The sequence below is a fragment of the Paenibacillus sp. J22P218 genome (assembly GCF_056269195.1).
On sequence record NZ_JBWDNL010000001.1, the window covers coordinates 1,218,359 to 1,233,854 of the forward strand.

Here is a 15,496-nt window from a genome sequence, read left to right on the forward strand (position 1 = left end):
CCGATGTCAAGCGCGAGAACCTCGAAGAGGCGTTGGCAGTTAGTGACCGTTATTTATACCGTCAGCCTTTTTTATTTTTTGTTTCAAGGCGGCAAAACCGCATTTATGCTTTTTGTCATTCTTAATTTGCTGCTGCTTTATTTGCTCTTAGGCAAATGGAGCGGTATTAATCGGGTCGACGGCAGCAGAGCTTACGCAAGCCAAGGCACAGTTGCTATGGATCAATCGCTTGCTGCCGGCAGTTCGCTTGAGGTTAGCCTGAATGTAAAAATTCCCGGCATCTACCCGTTGCCCTATGTAATCGTGAGGGATCGACTGCATCGCCATAACGGTCAAGCGCTTTCGTTCGAAACGTCATTTGTCCCGAATTGGAAGCGAGTTGGAAAAGTTGCTTATCAGACGCCGCCGCTTCAGCGGGGAGAATATCGTTTCGCAGGTACGGAATGTTTGACCTATGACGTCTTTGGGTTATTCGAGCATGCGGGGCGTTTCGGCTCGGAGACGGTGTTCACGGTGCTCCCGCAGACGGTTCAGCTGCGGCGCTGGCAGGGCGTGCAGCGCGGCATACGCGGACCTTACTCCCATGCGATCGCCTCTCGTTCGGCGAAGGAGACAACGCAAATTAACGGTGTTCGCGAGTATCTGTACGGTGATCGGCTTTCTCGCGTGCATTGGAATGCTACAGCGAAGACGGGACAATGGAAGTCGAAAGCCTTCGAGCGCGAATCGCTGCCGCGTACGCTTGTCGTCCTTGATCGAAGTCCGGGTGCATATGGCGGAGAACTTCCTGATCGTTTCGAGCTCGCTGTCTCTACTGCCGCTTCGTTGCTGGAGAACGGCCTGAAGGAGGATACGGCGATGGGCTTATTGTCCATCGGAGCGAGCATCACCATGGTGCCGCCTAAGTCAGGTATGGAGCAGCGGAATATGTTGATGCGTCATCTTACATTCGTGGATGCTGACGCGACGTATTCGCTCTACACCTCGCTTATGATGGCCGATCAAGCTATTGAGCCGGGCAGCTTCGCGGTCGTCATCACGCCTGATACCGGCCCAGATGTAGTGAAAAGCATGGAATGGCTCGCGCGCAAAGGGGTTACTCCTTGTTTGCTTCATATTTCTTCCTCGGTGGACTTGCTCAGCCATAATACGGCTTGGAAGCGAGTAATGGGCGAGAAGGGCTGGCAGGTATACTCCATCCGTCAATTGCAGGAGCTTCCGGGCGTGTTGGAAGGAGGCGGAATTGCATGAGAAGACTATTCCGAGCAATCGGAGCTGGGCTTGCAGACCATTGGTACAGGAAACTGACTTTGTTATTCGTTACCTTAATGGTGTGGCAGACGATTTCGATATTTGAGGGCTTCTGGTGGGAAGAAACGTATACCATAGCTAGAGGAACGCTGCTGGCTAGCGCGATTGTCGGCATTATTATTCCTTATCGCTTCCATATTATTAAGCTAGTGCTGCAGATTGCAGCAGCTCTTATAATTACTGTGCGATTCACGCCAATGGAATGGCTGATCGCCAAGCCTGAGAACTTCGGGGACTGGCTCTGGTGGGCGCAAGCACATGCGGTTCAGCTGCATCCATTCATCTGGATTAGCGGAGCATTATTACTTATCCAGCTGCTCTTCGGTTTGTGGGTAACGACACGCACGCGCATGTTCGCATTTCTTGGCGTAACGATAATGACATTAACGGTCGCTGATTCCTTCACACCGATTTGGTTGTGGGAAGAAGTTGGCATAGTCGTATTTGTAGGACTATTGTGGCTTGTAGCAGGTCATTTGCATCGCCTGCAGAAGGAGCATCCGAGCAGTTGGAGCGAGTTGATCGAATATCCGCTTCAATTAATATTGCCGATTGCGCTTGTTCTTGCGGTGCTTATGACCGTAGGGCTGAACATGCCGTCATTGTCTCCCATTCTTCAAGATCCGTATACGATTTGGAAGGAATCGAAAGGAGAGACCGTTCAAGTATTTCTCGGCGAGAAAGGCCTTGAGGCGGTTTCTCCGTTCGGCAAAGGTAATTCGAGCTCGGGTTATAGTCGAAATGACGAGCAGTTAGGCGGCGGATTCGACTTCGACTATTCGCCGATGATGACTGTTTCAACCTCGCATCGAAGCTATTGGCGGGGGGAAACCAAATCCGCCTATACAGGGGAAGGTTGGATCTCAACGGGTGAGGCTGAAGACGATTCGCGAGTAGGTGATATTTTTCGCAAGCAGGAGCTTCCTCTTCGGGACGAGCGTCCTCTCGCAGAGACGACAGAGGTTAACCAGATCGTCACGATGGTGCGCGAAGACGTATATCCGGTATTGTTCGCAGCCGCTCCCATTAATAAGATCAACTGGGTAGGCAGCGAAGAGACGACATTCCCTCGCGGTCTTGAATGGTTAACCAGCTCTTGGGAGCTCCACTGGGGTGAGGTAGAATATCCGGAAACGTATTCTGTCACCTCCCAAGTGACGGTTCTGGATGAAGAAGCTCTAAGGGGGGCAAGCGCCGGATGGAGCGATACGAACCGGAATTCAGTATATTTGCAGTTGCCTGACACGGTACCTCAACGCGTGCGAGATCTAGCTCAGGAAGTGACCCAATCGGCAACGAACGATTATGATAAAGCGAAGTTACTCGTTGAATATTTAAGGCTTAACTTCAATTATAATAATAAGCCTGATCTATCTAAGGCAACGGGCAAGAGCAATGACTTCGTCGATACGTTCCTATTCGAGATTAAGGAAGGTTACTGCGATTACTTCTCTTCCGCGATGGCGGTGCTGTCACGAAGTCTCGGTTTGCCTACACGATGGGTAAAAGGTTTCTCGCCGGGTTCGCTGCCGGCCAGCGCATTTGGCGGTCCTCCTGAGGAAATGATGGGGGAGGATGTAAATCCGAACGGTTCGGGTACTTACACGGTACGCAACTCGGATGCGCATTCTTGGGTCGAAATTTATTTTGAAGGTTATGGCTGGATTCCATTCGAAGCAACGGCCGGGTTCTCGTTCCCCTACACGCTTCCCGAGGAAGAAGTCGAAGCGTTGCCCGATATTAACATCGACGATTCCGGCAACGAGACGGTTACGAATGCGGATAACAACGGCATTCACCCTGCATGGCTATGGAGCTCGATTTCATTGATCGTCGTGGCAGCGGCAGTGTGGATGATTGTTCGCCGCGATCGTTTGATGGGTGCATGGAGGAAGGTTCGTCATGGGGCATTCACGTCGAATGACCGTATTGTGCTAGAGACGCATAAGCTGCTTCGGATATGCAAGAAGCGGGGCATGGAACGCGAGGAGCACGAAACGATGCGCGAAGCGGTGCTGAGATGGTCGCAGAGCCAGAAACGGCTGCGCGACGACTTCAGATTCGTTCTGGACGGCTTCGAGCAAGCCAAATACAGCACGACGCTAGCATCGAATGATGAGGTCGAACGTTTCGTGAACAAGGTGAAATCGCTTATTGATCAGCTTAAATGACATAATACCGCTTGCCGACGCAATTCGGCGGCGGTTTTTTTTGCAACAAATTTGTATTGTATGGTATAGTTTCGTAAGATAGCAGGCAGAAAGCAGAGGGATTGAATATATGTTTGAACGGCTGTTGCCGAACATGCGCGTCAATACGGTCTATGATATTGACTTAGATGTGCTGCACGCGCAGGGTATACGCGGCATCATTACGGATTTGGATAATACGCTCGTCGGCGCAAAGGAAGCTTTGGCGACGCCAGAGCTTGTCGCATGGCTGGACTATGTGCGCTCACGCGGCTTTAAAGTAGTTATTGTTTCTAATAATAATGAATCGCGGGTTGGAAAGTTTGCAACGCCGTTGCAAATTAAGTTTATCCATGCGGCGCGTAAGCCCGCTGCGAAAGCGTTTCGCAGAGCGCTCGGCGTTCTGGAGCTGCCCGCTGATGAGACGGTCGTAATCGGCGATCAGATGATGACGGATGTGCTTGGCGGCAACCGCATGGGACTATTCACCATATTGGTCGCGGCTATTTCGCCTTCCGACGAAGGGATTATGACGCGAGTCAACCGATTAATGGAACGGATTGCGCTCAGACAACTGCGCAAAAAAGGGTTATGGTACGAGGGGGATACAAAGTGAACGAACAACAACATAGCGAGACTGCAAGGTCTTGTGCAGGCTGCGGCGTCCAACTGCAATCGGAGCGCTCGGACTTGCCTGGATTTTTGCCGGAATCAGCCTTGCTTAGAGATCCAGTAATATGCCAGCGATGCTTCCGCATCCGCAATTATAATGAAGCATCGTCTGTAGCCGTTGATCAAGACGACTTCCTTCGACTGCTCAGCAGTATCGGTTCGACGGATAGTCTTGTCGTGCATATCGTCGATCTGTATGACTTCGAGGGCAGCTTAATTTCTGGCTTGCAGCGGTTTGTAGGCAACAATCCGGTATTGCTCGTCGTTAACAAGATCGACCTGCTGCCGAAAGCAATGAACGTGAACCGCCTACGCAACTGGGTGCAGAAGCAAGCAAAGGCTGAAGGTCTGCGTACGGTCGATGTAGTGTTATGCAGCGCGAAGCGCAACATGGGCTTCGAGCATGTCATCGATGCGCTTGACCGCTATCGCGGGGATCGTGATGTCTACGTTGTCGGAGCGACGAATGTAGGCAAGTCGACCTTGATCAATAGGCTTATTCGCGATTACAGCGATATGGAGCGAGAGCTTACAACTTCCCGTTATCCGGGGACAACGCTCGATGCTGTGCATATTCCGCTTGATGACGGCAAATCGATTATTGATACGCCAGGAATTGTATACTCGACTCGGATGACCGAGGTAGTGCCTCGCAGCTTCCTAGGATCCTTGCTGCCGGACAAGCCGATCAAACCGCTCGTGTACCAATTGAATTCGGGGCAATCGCTGTTTATCGGCAGCCTTGTGCGGTTCGATTTTGTCGAAGGTGAACGCCAGTCGTTTACGCTGTATATATCGAACGCTTTGAATGTACATCGTACGAAGCTGGAGAGGGCTGACGCGCTCTATGAGGATCATCGCGGCGAGCTGCTTGGCGGTCCTACGCGTGAGGAGCTGGAGGAGATTCCAGCGTGGACAAGACATTCGCTTCGTGTGCCTCGGGGTTCGAATAAAGACCTATTCATTTCCGGCCTAGGCTGGATTCAAGTGAACGGGACTAATGGAGCGCTGCTTGATCTCTATGCGCCGAAGGGCGTTAAAGTCATGCTGCGCGATTCGATGATCTAGGGAAAAGCGACGAAGGAGGGAACGGCGTTGACGATTGCAGGAGAGGGCAACCGGATAAACAGCCATACGACGCTATACGGCGTAATTGGAGATCCGATTCATCACTCGAAATCGCCGATTATGATGAATCGGGCTTTTCGCGAGACGGGGATCAACGGCGCTTATATGGCTTTTCATGTAACGAACGATCAGTTGAGCGGTTTTATCGCCGGCGTAAGAGCGATGGGCATTCGCGGGGTGAATGTGACGATTCCGCATAAGCTTGACGTAATGGAATTATTGGACGAGATTGACGACGGCGCAAGAACGCTTGGCGCCGTTAATACGATCGTTAATAATAACGGCCGATTGATTGGTTATAATACGGACGGGATTGGTTATGTACGTTCATTGAAGGAAGAAGCGGTCAGCACGCTTGAAGGCAAACGAATCGTCGTGATTGGCGCAGGCGGAGCCGCGCGCGGTCTCGTCTATGCGCTGTCCGGCGAGAAGCCAGAACGAATGACGATTGTCAATCGATCGGTCTCTAAGGCAGCCGAACTCGCCGAAACGTTCAGCAGCCGCGCCGATATTGCCGCCTTGCCGCTGGAGAGCTTGAAGGATGCGTGCGAGGATGCGGACATTGTCATTAATACGACGATGATCGGTATGTATCCGAACACGGACGCAAGCCCTCTTGATGCTTCATGGCTTAAGGAAGGTACGGTTGTAAGCGATATTGTATACAATCCGCTGAAGACAAAGCTGCTGCAAGAAGCAGAGGAGCGGGGCTGTATCATACACGGCGGGCTGGGCATGTTCATATATCAAGGAGCGTACGCTTTTGAATATTGGACAGGAAAGCCTGCACCGACCGCAGCGATGCGCGAAGTTGTTATGGATGCGCTGCTCGGTCAAGCTTAAGATAGTAGAAGTTTGTTTTATCCAATACGATATAGATGAATGAAAGAAGGAAATAATAGATGCTTACAGGTAAACAAAAAAGGTATTTAAGATCATTGGCTCATCACTTGACGCCAATCTTCCAAGTGGGGAAGGGCGGTACAAACGATCACCTCGTTCGCCATATTGTAGAAGCGATTGAGTTTCGCGAGCTAATTAAAGTATCTGTCTTGAACAACTGTCTGGACGATCCGAAGGAAATCGGCGCCGAGATCGCGCAAGCGTCAGGGGCAGAGCTTGTGCAAGTGATCGGCAAAACGATCGTGCTATACAAAGAGTCGAAGGACAACAAACAAATCGAGCTTCCTAGAGCGACTTCGAAATAAATCGCATAAGCGCAATACAAAGTAAACCTATGCAAGGAGGTCGCTCTCGTGAGCAAGATCGGAATAATGGGCGGCACGTTCGATCCGATTCATACCGGCCACTTGCTTGCTGCGGAGAAGGCTCGCGAGCAATGCGGACTTACGGAAGTGTGGTTCATTCCTTCCTATATGCCTCCGCTCAAGGCCAATGAGCCCGGTGTGAGCAGCGAGCATCGCTACGGGATGGTCGAAGCCGCAGTTGCGACGAATGATTCATTCCGCGTGCTCGATATTGAGCTTATGCGCGGAGGAGTAAGCTACTCCTTTGATACGGTCAGCGATCTAATGAGTCGATATCCCGGTCATTCCTTCTCTTATATTATCGGCTCAGATCGAATTAACGATTTGTGCAAATGGTATCGGATCGAGGAGCTGGCAGAGCTCGTGACGTTCATTGGGCTGGAGCGGCCGAGCGAAAAGGTTCAGTTCGATCAGCTGCCGTCCTTCTTGAAGCAAAGGCTGACAATCGTCGAAATGCCGCCGATCGGTATATCTTCTACAGATATACGCAATCGGCTAAGCGCTGGACAATCGATCCAATATATGGTGCCGGATACGGTGTACGACTATATAAGGAGGCACGGCTTATATGAATCGTGAGCAGATGATTGAGTCGGTCCGCGCTCAAATGCCTGAACGTAGATGGCTGCATACGGTCGGCGTCATGGAGACATCGATTATATTGGCGAACCGCTTCGGCGAAGATCCGGTACGAGCCGAGCTTGCCGCCATTTTGCATGATGTCGCCAAATATTGGGCGACGGATCGGATGGAGACGGTCATCCGCGAGCGGGGGCTGCCTTCTATTTTATTGGCCTATGACAAAGAGCTGTGGCATGCCCCGGTGGGCGCATGGGTTGCAGAGCATGAATATGGCATCGACGATGTGGAAGTGTTGGACGCGATTCGCTATCATACATCGGGACGCAGAGGCATGACGAAGATGGATAAGGTCGTATGTCTTGCTGATTATATGGAACCGGGAAGGGACTTCCCGGGCGTGGATAAAATACGCGAGCTAAGCGAGCAGGACCTCGACAAAGCATTAGTTGCAGGCTTCGACTCAACGATCTCCTTCCTGCTTCAGAAGAACAGGCGCATCTTTCCGCTAACGATTGAAGCGAGAAACGCATTATTGGAATCATATATTTAAAGGAGGCTGAGCAATGGCGGTACATTCAGATGAGTTGCTTCAAATTACGGTTGCGGCTGCAGAAGACAAAAAGGCGGTTAGAATCGTTGCTTTGAACTTGAAGGAAATTTCGTTAGTTGCCGATTATTTTGTAATATGCAGCGGCAATTCCGATACGCAGGTGCAAGCGATCACAACGGAAATTCGCAAACAAGCCGAGAAAAACGGCGTGCGTGTGCGTGGTATTGAAGGTGCCGATTCGGCGAGATGGGTTTTGATTGACCTTGGCGACGTTGTCGTACACGTATTCCATCGCGATGAGCGCGAGTACTATAATATCGAGCGGTTATGGTCCGATGCGAAGGTTGTGGAATTTGCATGACCCTAACAGCCGGGACGATTGAAAAATTAAGGGTGGCACGCGAAGTGTCGCCCTACGGTTATTTTCTAACTAACGGAGAAGACGATGTGCTGCTCCATTACACCGAGCTCGTAGGCAAGAAGCCGAAGCTTGACGATGAGATCGATGCTTTCATCTATTATGATTCCGAGGATCGGCTAGCCGCAACGATGAAGCGCCCCTACATGTTGTTGGGCGAGTTGGCTCGTCTAAAGGTCGCCGATGTACATCCGAAGCTGGGCTGCTTCCTGGAGATGGGCCTTGGCAGACAATTGTTGTTGCCATTGTCCGAGCTGCCGGAGAGTATTGACTACCGGCCGCTGCCGGGCGATGAAGTATTTGTCGTTATGAAGCATGACAAGATCGGAAGACTTGTTGCGAAGATCGCATACGAGGAAGAATTGTCCAAGCTTGTATTCCCGGCTCCGGCGACATGGAATAATCAATGGGTAGAGGGCTGGGTGTCCAAGACGCTGCAGCTTGGCTCCTTCGTCATCGTGGACGGCGGCGTCATTGGTTTCGGCGCCTATGGGCTTATACCTAGTTCGGAGCGGACGAAGCCGCTTCGACTTGGCGAGCGCGTGAGAGCGCGCGTGACCTTCATTCGCGAGGATGGACGGGTGAATCTGTCAATGGCTCAGCGCAAGGAGATTGGGCGTCTAGAGGATGCGGACCGGATACTCGCGTTCATGAAGGAACGTCCGAACGGCGGCATGCCGTACTCGGATGAGACGGAAGCCGATATTATTAAGCTGAAGTTCGGCATCAGCAAAGGGGCGTTCAAGCGCGCGATCGGCAAGCTAATGCGTGAAGGCTTAGTAACGCAGAAGGGAAGCTGGACCTATCTCGTGCCAACAGCTGAAGCTTCACCTGCTTCCGATGTAGCAGAAGGAGATGAAGGCTAGTGGCGCGTTCGTACGGGCAGTTCGCTACCGTATACGATCAATTGATGGAGGACATGCCGTATGCGGAATGGCTCGGATTCGCTAGAGCGAGCTGGGTACGCTACGGAATGCCGTCGACGGTTGTCGATCTTGGCTGCGGAACTGGCAGCTTATCGATTCCGCTGGCTAGATCGGGGTTCCACGTCTACGGCATAGACTTATCCGCGGATATGCTCTCCATTGCGCGCAGCAAGTGGGATGAGACTCCCCAGCAGGCCGTTAGGCCGCGTGCGGGAACGATTCGGTGGCTTCAACAGGATATGCGCGGCTGGGAGCTTCCGGAGCCCGTGGACGCGGTCATATCGTTCTGCGATTGCTTGAACTACTTGACGGAAGAGAGCGACGTTGAGAAAGCGTTCCGTGCCACTTACGCTGGGCTGCGTCCAGGAGGCGTCTTCTTGTTCGATGTTCATCCGCCGAAGCAATTCATTCGTTATGCGGAGGAGCAGCCGTTCGTGTTGGACGAGCGGGACGTGGCTTACATATGGACATGCGACTTCGAGGAGAAGCGATGCGAGATCGAGCATAACTTGACGATCTTCGCGCGCGATTCGGATTCGCGGTTCAATCGGTTCGAGGAAACGCATGTGCAGCGCGCGTACGAGCCGGACTGGATCGAGGCTGCTCTTCGCCGAGCGGGCTTTAAGACCGTGGATCGTTACGCCGACTTCCAGCTTCAGCCTGCGAGCAGCGAGTCTGAACGGCTCTTCTTCGCGGCAGTGAAATCATAAAACTTGAATAGTGCAGAGGGATTGCAACGATGTGTCGTCACGGCGACATCATGGGGCGATCCCTTTTTCTTTAACATAAGGTCAAACCGAATCGTTTAAGCTCGATGAAGATGGACTCTAACTGTTTTCCCTTATCCGTAATGGTATACTCCACGCGCGGGGGGACTTCGGGATAGACGGTTCGGCTGACCAGCCCTTGCTCTTCTAACTCCTTGAGCCGCAGCGACAGCGTCTTAGGACTGATGCCGTCAAGTGATTTCAGCAAATCGCTGAAACGAAGCGTATGGTCAATGAGCAAATCGCGAATGATGAGGAAAGTCCATTTGGATCCGATGACCTCGATGGCTTTGACGATAGGACAAGGCTGGTTATGATCGCTTTTGACAAGGGTCAGCGGTTCGATGTTTTGACTGTTCAGCGGTGTCACCTCGTTTTTTTTGTGTACGGTTGTTTCAAGTATAATACAATAATAACTTTCGGGAAACTATGTGAATAAAATATCACTACTTCATTTCGGGAAGTATTAGGGTTACACTAACAGCAGAAATCATTTTTGAACCTCACTAAAGGAGATGTGACTCATGTCTTACTTAAATGTTCCTTTCTCGATCAAAGGCTTGCAGCTTAACAATTCGATCGTTATGGCGCCGATGTGCCAATATTCCGTTACGGAGAAAGATGGCAAGCCGAATGACTGGCATTATGTTCATTACTTATCGCGGGCAGTCGGCGGTACGGGCTTGATCCTTATGGAGATGACCGATGTCGAGCCGGATGGCCGGATTACGGATCAAGATCTTGGCTTATGGTCGGATGAGCAAATACCGGCATTCAAACGAATCATCGATGGCGTTCATAGCCATGGCAGCAAGATCGGCATCCAAATTGCTCATGCAGGGCGCAAGGCGCTTGATGCAGAAGTGCCAGTCGGTCCATCCGAACTGCCGTACGATTCCAAATCGAAGAAGCCGCGTGCATTGACCACAGGCGAAGTGAAGGAAATGGTCGTGAAGTTCCGCGAGGCGGCTCGCCGGGCGGTAGCTGCGGGTGTCGATACGATCGAGCTGCACGGGGCGCACGGTTACCTGATCCATCAATTTCATTCGCCGGGCATCAACAATCGCACCGATGAATATGGCAAGCAGTTGTCCCTATTCGGCGTCGAGGTCATTCGCGCGGTCAAGAGCGTAATGCCTTCCGATATGCCGCTCATCATGCGCATCTCCGCCGTTGAGTACATGAACGGGGGATACGAGCTGGATCACAGCATTGCGGTTTCCCAAGATTACTTGGCTGCCGGCGTAGACGTATTTCATGTCTCATCGGGAGGCGACGGGCCGATCGGCGAGAGGAAGCCTGGCAACTTCCCAGGTTATCAACTGCCTCTGGCCAAAGCGTACAGAGAGGCGCTCTCCGTGCCCGTCATTGCTGTCGGCCAACTCGAAGACCCGATTGTTGCGGATGCCGCGATCGAAAGCGGAGACGCCGATCTGATCGCCGTAGCAAGGGGCATGCTAAGGGACCCGTATTGGGCGACTCATGCGCTTCAGGCCGTCGGCCGTAAACCGGAATTGCCCGAACAGTACAAGAGAGCTTACTGAAACACAAGTTGGAAAGATTATAATGGGAATCCCGGTCATGCGGCCGGGATTTTTGTTTGCGATGATTCTCATAGGGGCAACACAACATCTAAGGTGAGGGTCGTAGTTTCTTGTCGAATGCTGTCCGTGGAACGAGAAGGATATAGGAGCACTACATATTGAACGATTCATACCTCTTGGACGAGGTTATTTACTCCCGAAGAGCATCCTTTAGCCGGCTGTTCATCCCTTGCGCCGATGGCGAGCGGCGGACGGCGTCGGCTTTCAATTTGCGATTTTCGAGCTTTAATTTTTCATTTTCGCGTTCCAAATTGTCTATATAAGCGAGCAATTCAGGCACCTCGTAACCGGCATCCCGGAATAATGCAGACACACAATCGCGTAGTGGCGCGGGTTCTCTTGATTCGTCCATATTGACCTCCAAAATAACTATAAAATGTCACTATCCCATCATATCCGCATCTGTTAAAATAGTCGAGTGCCTTAAAAATAGAGATTAATAGTTTCTCCATATTTTGCATTGACTCAACCTATATCTTGATGTAAAATCAAGAACATCAACTACATATTGATGTATATAGGTGCCTTCAAAGGACGAGCATTAGCAAATCTTGATTAAGCGCATCTGACGAAACCGCAGTCAGAGAGCGCTTTTTGATTGCTAAAATTCTAGTAGGGAGCGAGTCGCAATGCTAGTCGTATATGATTCAAAAACAGGCAATGTCAAGCGATTTATTAACAAATTGAATATGCGGGCAATGCCAATTGATGAGGAAAAACCGGTAGAAGAGCCCTTTGTTCTCGTCACGTATACGACAGGATTTGGACAAGTGCCCGAGAAGGTATCTTCTTTCTTAAAACGCAACTTCGAGCACCTTCGCGGTGTCTCGGCGAGCGGCAATCGAAATTGGGGCGCGGGCTTCGCTAAGAGCGCGGACACGATTTCACAGATGTACGATGTACCCGTTATATTGAAATTTGAATTATCCGGTACGAGTCAAGATACTGAGCATTTTGTCGAAAGGGTGCGAACTATTGAAGCATATTGAATTGAACAACGAATTGATGCAACGCGGCGCAGACGGTTTCTATCAGCTCGAGAAGGATAAAGAGGCAGTAGCCGCTTTTATGGCGGAGGTAGAAGAGAAGAGCGTGAAGTTTGATTCGCTTCGTCATAAGCTGGACTATTTAATCGAGAACGACTATTACGACAATGTGTTCGACAAATATACATACGATCAGGTGGAGGCCGTATTTACGCTGACAGCAAGCAGCGGCTTCGAATTCCAATCGTACATGGCAGCATCGAAGTTCTACAAGGACTACGCGATGAAGACGAACAACAAAGCGCAATACTTGGAGCAATACTCCGATCGTGTAGCGATCGTAGCTCTGCACCTTGGCGAAGGCGACGCAGCCCGAGCGCTTCGCATCGCTGAAGCGATGATCGAGCAGCGCCTGCAGCCGGCAACGCCGACGTTCCTGAACGCGGGCAAGAGCCGCCGCGGCGAAATGGTTTCCTGCTTCCTGCTGGAAATGGACGACTCGCTTAACTCGATCAACTACGTGCTTGGCACTTGTATGCAGCTCTCCAAAATCGGCGGCGGCGTTGCCGTCAACCTATCGAAGCTGCGCGGACGCGGCGAACCGATCAAAGGCGTAGAGGGCGCAGCGAAAGGCATTATGCCTGTGCTTAAGCTGATGGAGGATGCTTTCTCTTACGCGGACCAAATGGGCCAACGCAAAGGCTCCGGCGCCGGTTACTATAATATTTTCGGCTGGGACGTTATCGAATTCCTCGATTGCAAAAAAATTAACGCCGACGAGAAAACACGGATCAAAACGTTGTCGATCGGCCTTATTATACCGAACAAGTTCTACGAGCTTGCAGCTACCAACAGACCGCTAGTCGTATTCGGACCGCATTCCGTACAAAAAGCGTACGGCAAGCACCTGGACGATCTCGATATGGACGAGATGTATGAAGAGCTTCTTGCGAATGACAAAGTAACGAAAAAAACCGTAATGAACGCACGCGACATGTTGACGAAAATTGCTTCGATTCAGCTTGAATCGGGTTACCCATACATCATGAACAAGTCGAACGCGAACAAAATCCACGCTTTGAAGGATATCGGTTCGATCAAAATGTCCAATCTTTGCACGGAAATTTTCCAGCTGCAAGAGACTTCGGAAATCAACGACTACGGCTATGACGATGTCATTCAGCGCGACATTAGCTGCAACCTGGCATCTCTCAATATTGTGAACGTAATGGAACGCAAGAAGCTGAAGGAATCGGTTCATGTGGGCATCGAAGCGTTGACGACGGTAAGCGACTTGTCCAAAATCGACAATGCGCCAGGCGTACGCAAAGCGAACGAAGAGCTGCACTCTGTCGGTCTCGGAGCCATGAACCTGAACGGCTACTTGGCGAAAAACAAAATTGCTTACGAGAGCGAAGAAGCGAAAGACTTCGCCGGCGTGTTCTTCATGATGATGAACTACTACTCGATCGAGCAAAGCATGCTGATCGCGAAGGAACGCAGCACGACTTTCAAAGACTTCGAACGTTCGGAATATGCGAAGGGCACTTACTTCACGCGTTATATCGAGAACGACTTCCGTCCGAAGACAGCGCGTGTAGCGGAACTGTTCGATGGTATGGAAATCCCGTCGCCGCAAGACTGGGCAGCGCTTAAGGATCAAGTACAAAAGTTTGGTTTGTTCCATGCTTACCGCCTTGCAATTGCTCCTACGCAAAGTATCTCGTATATTCAAAACGCGACTTCGAGCGTTATGCCGATCGTTGAGCATATCGAGACGCGTACGTATGCGAACTCGACTACGTATTATCCAATGCCTTATTTGGCGCAGGAGAACTACTTCTACTACAAATCGGCTTACAATATCGATCAGTTCAAGCTGATTGACCTGATTGCCGAAATCGGACAGCACGTCGACCAAGGTATTTCGACTGTCCTGCATGTTAACAGCAACGTAACTACTCGTGAGCTGGCGCGCTTCTATGTATATGCTGCGCAGAAGGGGCTCAAATCGCTCTACTATACGAGAACGAAGCGTCTTTCCGTTGAGGAATGCACAAGCTGCGCCGTATAAGACCCATTATATCGTTGCTTACGTAGCAAAGAAGGAGCTCACCTAATGAAAGCAGTAAACTGGAACCGCCCGGACGACGATTTTACGCTGACGTTCTGGCAGCAAAATGTAATGCAATTTTGGACGGACGAAGAAATTCCGTTATCGGATGATAAAATGGACTGGATGGACATGTCGGACGACGAGCGCTTGTTGTATAAGAATGTGCTCGGCGGTCTGACCTTGCTCGATACGATTCAAGGCGGCGTAGGCATGCCGAAGATTCTTGAGCATGTGGAAGGCTTGCAGCGCAAAGCGGTGCTGTCGTTCATGTCGATGATGGAGCAAATTCATGCAAAGTCATACAGCAGCATCTTCACAACGCTGGCATCCAACGAGGAGATCGACGGGATCTTCAAGTGGGTGGAATCGAATGAACAGCTTCAGAAAAAAGCGAATCTGATCGCTTCGTGGTACTCCAACATTACAGGCCCGAAAGAGCTGTACAAAGCAATGGCCGCATCTGTATTTTTGGAAAGCTACTTGTTCTATAGCGGATTCTTCTATCCGTTGTACCTCGCTGGTCAAGGCAAAATGACGAGCAGCGGCGAGATCATCGACTTGATCCTCCGCGACGAGAGTATCCACGGCTTGTACGTAGGCGTACTTGCACAAGAGCTATACCAAACGTTCAGCATAGAAGAGCAGAAGCAACTGCACACGGAACTAATTGCGCTTCTAGTTGAGCTGTACGAGAACGAAGTTGAATACACGAACCATCTGTACAGTCCGCTAGGGCTGCAGGATGAAGTGAATACGTACGTTCGCTACAATGCCAACAAAGCGCTTATGAACCTGGGCTTTGAGCCATATTTCCCAGAAGAGCCGGTCAACCCGATCGTGTTCAACGGAATTAGCACGCATACGAAGCAGCATGACTTTTTCTCCAAAAAAGGCAACGGCTATGTTCGTACGATCCATGTCGAGCCGCTTAACGACGACGACTTCGTGTTTAATTTCTAAATACATGCAAGATAAGAGA

General features: G+C 50.8%; 17 protein-coding genes. 15 read left to right on the forward strand and 2 right to left on the reverse strand.

Going from position 1 to position 15,496, the window contains the following annotated elements:
* Window positions 1-3 precede the first annotated feature (3 nt).
* The 11 genes from AC0YN0_RS04885 (at window position 4) to AC0YN0_RS04935 (ending at window position 9,754) form a co-directional block, all read left to right on the forward strand.
* On the forward strand, window positions 4-1,251 hold the full coding sequence (locus AC0YN0_RS04885) for a DUF58 domain-containing protein (protein ID WP_475820255.1): 1,248 nt from the start codon (window positions 4-6) through the stop codon (window positions 1,249-1,251).
* On the forward strand, window positions 1,248-3,482 hold the full coding sequence (locus tag AC0YN0_RS04890; RefSeq protein WP_475820256.1) for a DUF4129 domain-containing transglutaminase family protein: 2,235 nt from the start codon (window positions 1,248-1,250) through the stop codon (window positions 3,480-3,482). The genes AC0YN0_RS04885 and AC0YN0_RS04890 overlap by 4 nt, the downstream gene beginning before the upstream one ends.
* 109 nt (window positions 3,483-3,591) lie before the next feature.
* Window positions 3,592-4,116 carry a YqeG family HAD IIIA-type phosphatase gene (locus AC0YN0_RS04895; RefSeq protein WP_475820257.1) on the forward strand — a complete coding sequence of 175 codons (525 nt, stop codon included), beginning with the start codon at window positions 3,592-3,594 and terminating at the stop codon, window positions 4,114-4,116.
* Window positions 4,092-5,240 carry a ribosome biogenesis GTPase YqeH gene (gene yqeH, locus AC0YN0_RS04900; RefSeq protein ID WP_475820258.1) on the forward strand — a complete coding sequence of 383 codons (1,149 nt, stop codon included), beginning with the start codon at window positions 4,092-4,094 and terminating at the stop codon, window positions 5,238-5,240. The genes AC0YN0_RS04895 and yqeH overlap by 25 nt, the downstream gene beginning before the upstream one ends.
* Window positions 5,241-5,267: 27 nt before the next feature.
* Complete coding sequence (locus AC0YN0_RS04905; RefSeq protein WP_475820259.1) at window positions 5,268-6,143, forward strand: shikimate dehydrogenase; 876 nt, start codon at window positions 5,268-5,270, stop codon at window positions 6,141-6,143.
* A gap of 59 nt (window positions 6,144-6,202) precedes the next feature.
* The gene (yhbY, locus tag AC0YN0_RS04910) at window positions 6,203-6,508 is read left to right on the forward strand and encodes a ribosome assembly RNA-binding protein YhbY (RefSeq protein ID WP_442049223.1); all 306 of its coding nucleotides are present in this window, start codon (window positions 6,203-6,205) and stop codon (window positions 6,506-6,508) included.
* A gap of 48 nt (window positions 6,509-6,556) precedes the next feature.
* Entirely contained in the window at window positions 6,557-7,147 is a 591-nt protein-coding gene (locus AC0YN0_RS04915) for a nicotinate-nucleotide adenylyltransferase (protein ID WP_475820260.1), read from the forward strand.
* Window positions 7,137-7,700, forward strand: coding sequence for a bis(5'-nucleosyl)-tetraphosphatase (symmetrical) YqeK (yqeK, locus tag AC0YN0_RS04920; protein ID WP_475820261.1), 564 nt, complete (start codon window positions 7,137-7,139; stop codon window positions 7,698-7,700). The genes AC0YN0_RS04915 and yqeK overlap by 11 nt, the downstream gene beginning before the upstream one ends.
* A gap of 13 nt (window positions 7,701-7,713) precedes the next feature.
* Window positions 7,714-8,061 (forward strand): ribosome silencing factor, encoded by a 348-nt coding sequence (gene rsfS / locus AC0YN0_RS04925; protein ID WP_475820262.1) that lies wholly within the window; start codon window positions 7,714-7,716, stop codon window positions 8,059-8,061.
* Entirely contained in the window at window positions 8,058-8,984 is a 927-nt protein-coding gene (locus AC0YN0_RS04930; RefSeq protein ID WP_475820263.1) for a CvfB family protein, read from the forward strand. Before rsfS ends, AC0YN0_RS04930 begins: the two co-directional genes overlap by 4 nt.
* A 44-nt stretch (window positions 8,985-9,028) precedes the next feature.
* Complete coding sequence (locus tag AC0YN0_RS04935; protein WP_475820904.1) at window positions 9,029-9,754, forward strand: class I SAM-dependent DNA methyltransferase; 726 nt, start codon at window positions 9,029-9,031, stop codon at window positions 9,752-9,754.
* A 70-nt stretch (window positions 9,755-9,824) separates the two neighbouring features.
* On the opposite strand, the gene AC0YN0_RS04940 is transcribed toward AC0YN0_RS04935, so the two are convergent.
* Entirely contained in the window at window positions 9,825-10,172 is a 348-nt protein-coding gene (locus tag AC0YN0_RS04940) for a winged helix-turn-helix transcriptional regulator (protein ID WP_475820905.1), read from the reverse strand.
* 163 nt (window positions 10,173-10,335) lie between these two features.
* Between AC0YN0_RS04940 and AC0YN0_RS04945 the strand changes: the two genes are divergently transcribed.
* Window positions 10,336-11,355, forward strand: a complete 1,020-nt coding sequence (locus tag AC0YN0_RS04945; protein ID WP_475820264.1) for an oxidoreductase — start codon at window positions 10,336-10,338, stop codon at window positions 11,353-11,355.
* 190 nt (window positions 11,356-11,545) lie between these two features.
* Here the strand turns inward: AC0YN0_RS04945 and AC0YN0_RS04950 are convergent, their stop codons facing one another.
* The gene (locus tag AC0YN0_RS04950) at window positions 11,546-11,767 is read right to left on the reverse strand and encodes a hypothetical protein (protein ID WP_475820265.1); all 222 of its coding nucleotides are present in this window, start codon (window positions 11,765-11,767) and stop codon (window positions 11,546-11,548) included.
* Between the two features lie 277 nt (window positions 11,768-12,044).
* Here AC0YN0_RS04950 and nrdI point away from each other — a divergent pair, with 277 nt between their 5' ends.
* From nrdI to nrdF, 3 genes are read left to right on the forward strand one after another with little or no spacing between them, the layout of a single operon-like run.
* Window positions 12,045-12,404: a class Ib ribonucleoside-diphosphate reductase assembly flavoprotein NrdI gene (gene nrdI / locus AC0YN0_RS04955; protein WP_442049217.1), complete on the forward strand. Its 360-nt coding sequence runs from the start codon at window positions 12,045-12,047 to the stop codon at window positions 12,402-12,404.
* Window positions 12,391-14,475 (forward strand): class 1b ribonucleoside-diphosphate reductase subunit alpha, encoded by a 2,085-nt coding sequence (gene nrdE / locus AC0YN0_RS04960; RefSeq protein ID WP_475820266.1) that lies wholly within the window; start codon window positions 12,391-12,393, stop codon window positions 14,473-14,475. Before nrdI ends, nrdE begins: the two co-directional genes overlap by 14 nt.
* Before the next feature lie 45 nt (window positions 14,476-14,520).
* Entirely contained in the window at window positions 14,521-15,477 is a 957-nt protein-coding gene (nrdF, locus tag AC0YN0_RS04965; RefSeq protein WP_475820267.1) for a class 1b ribonucleoside-diphosphate reductase subunit beta, read from the forward strand.
* Window positions 15,478-15,496: the final 19 nt, after the last annotated feature.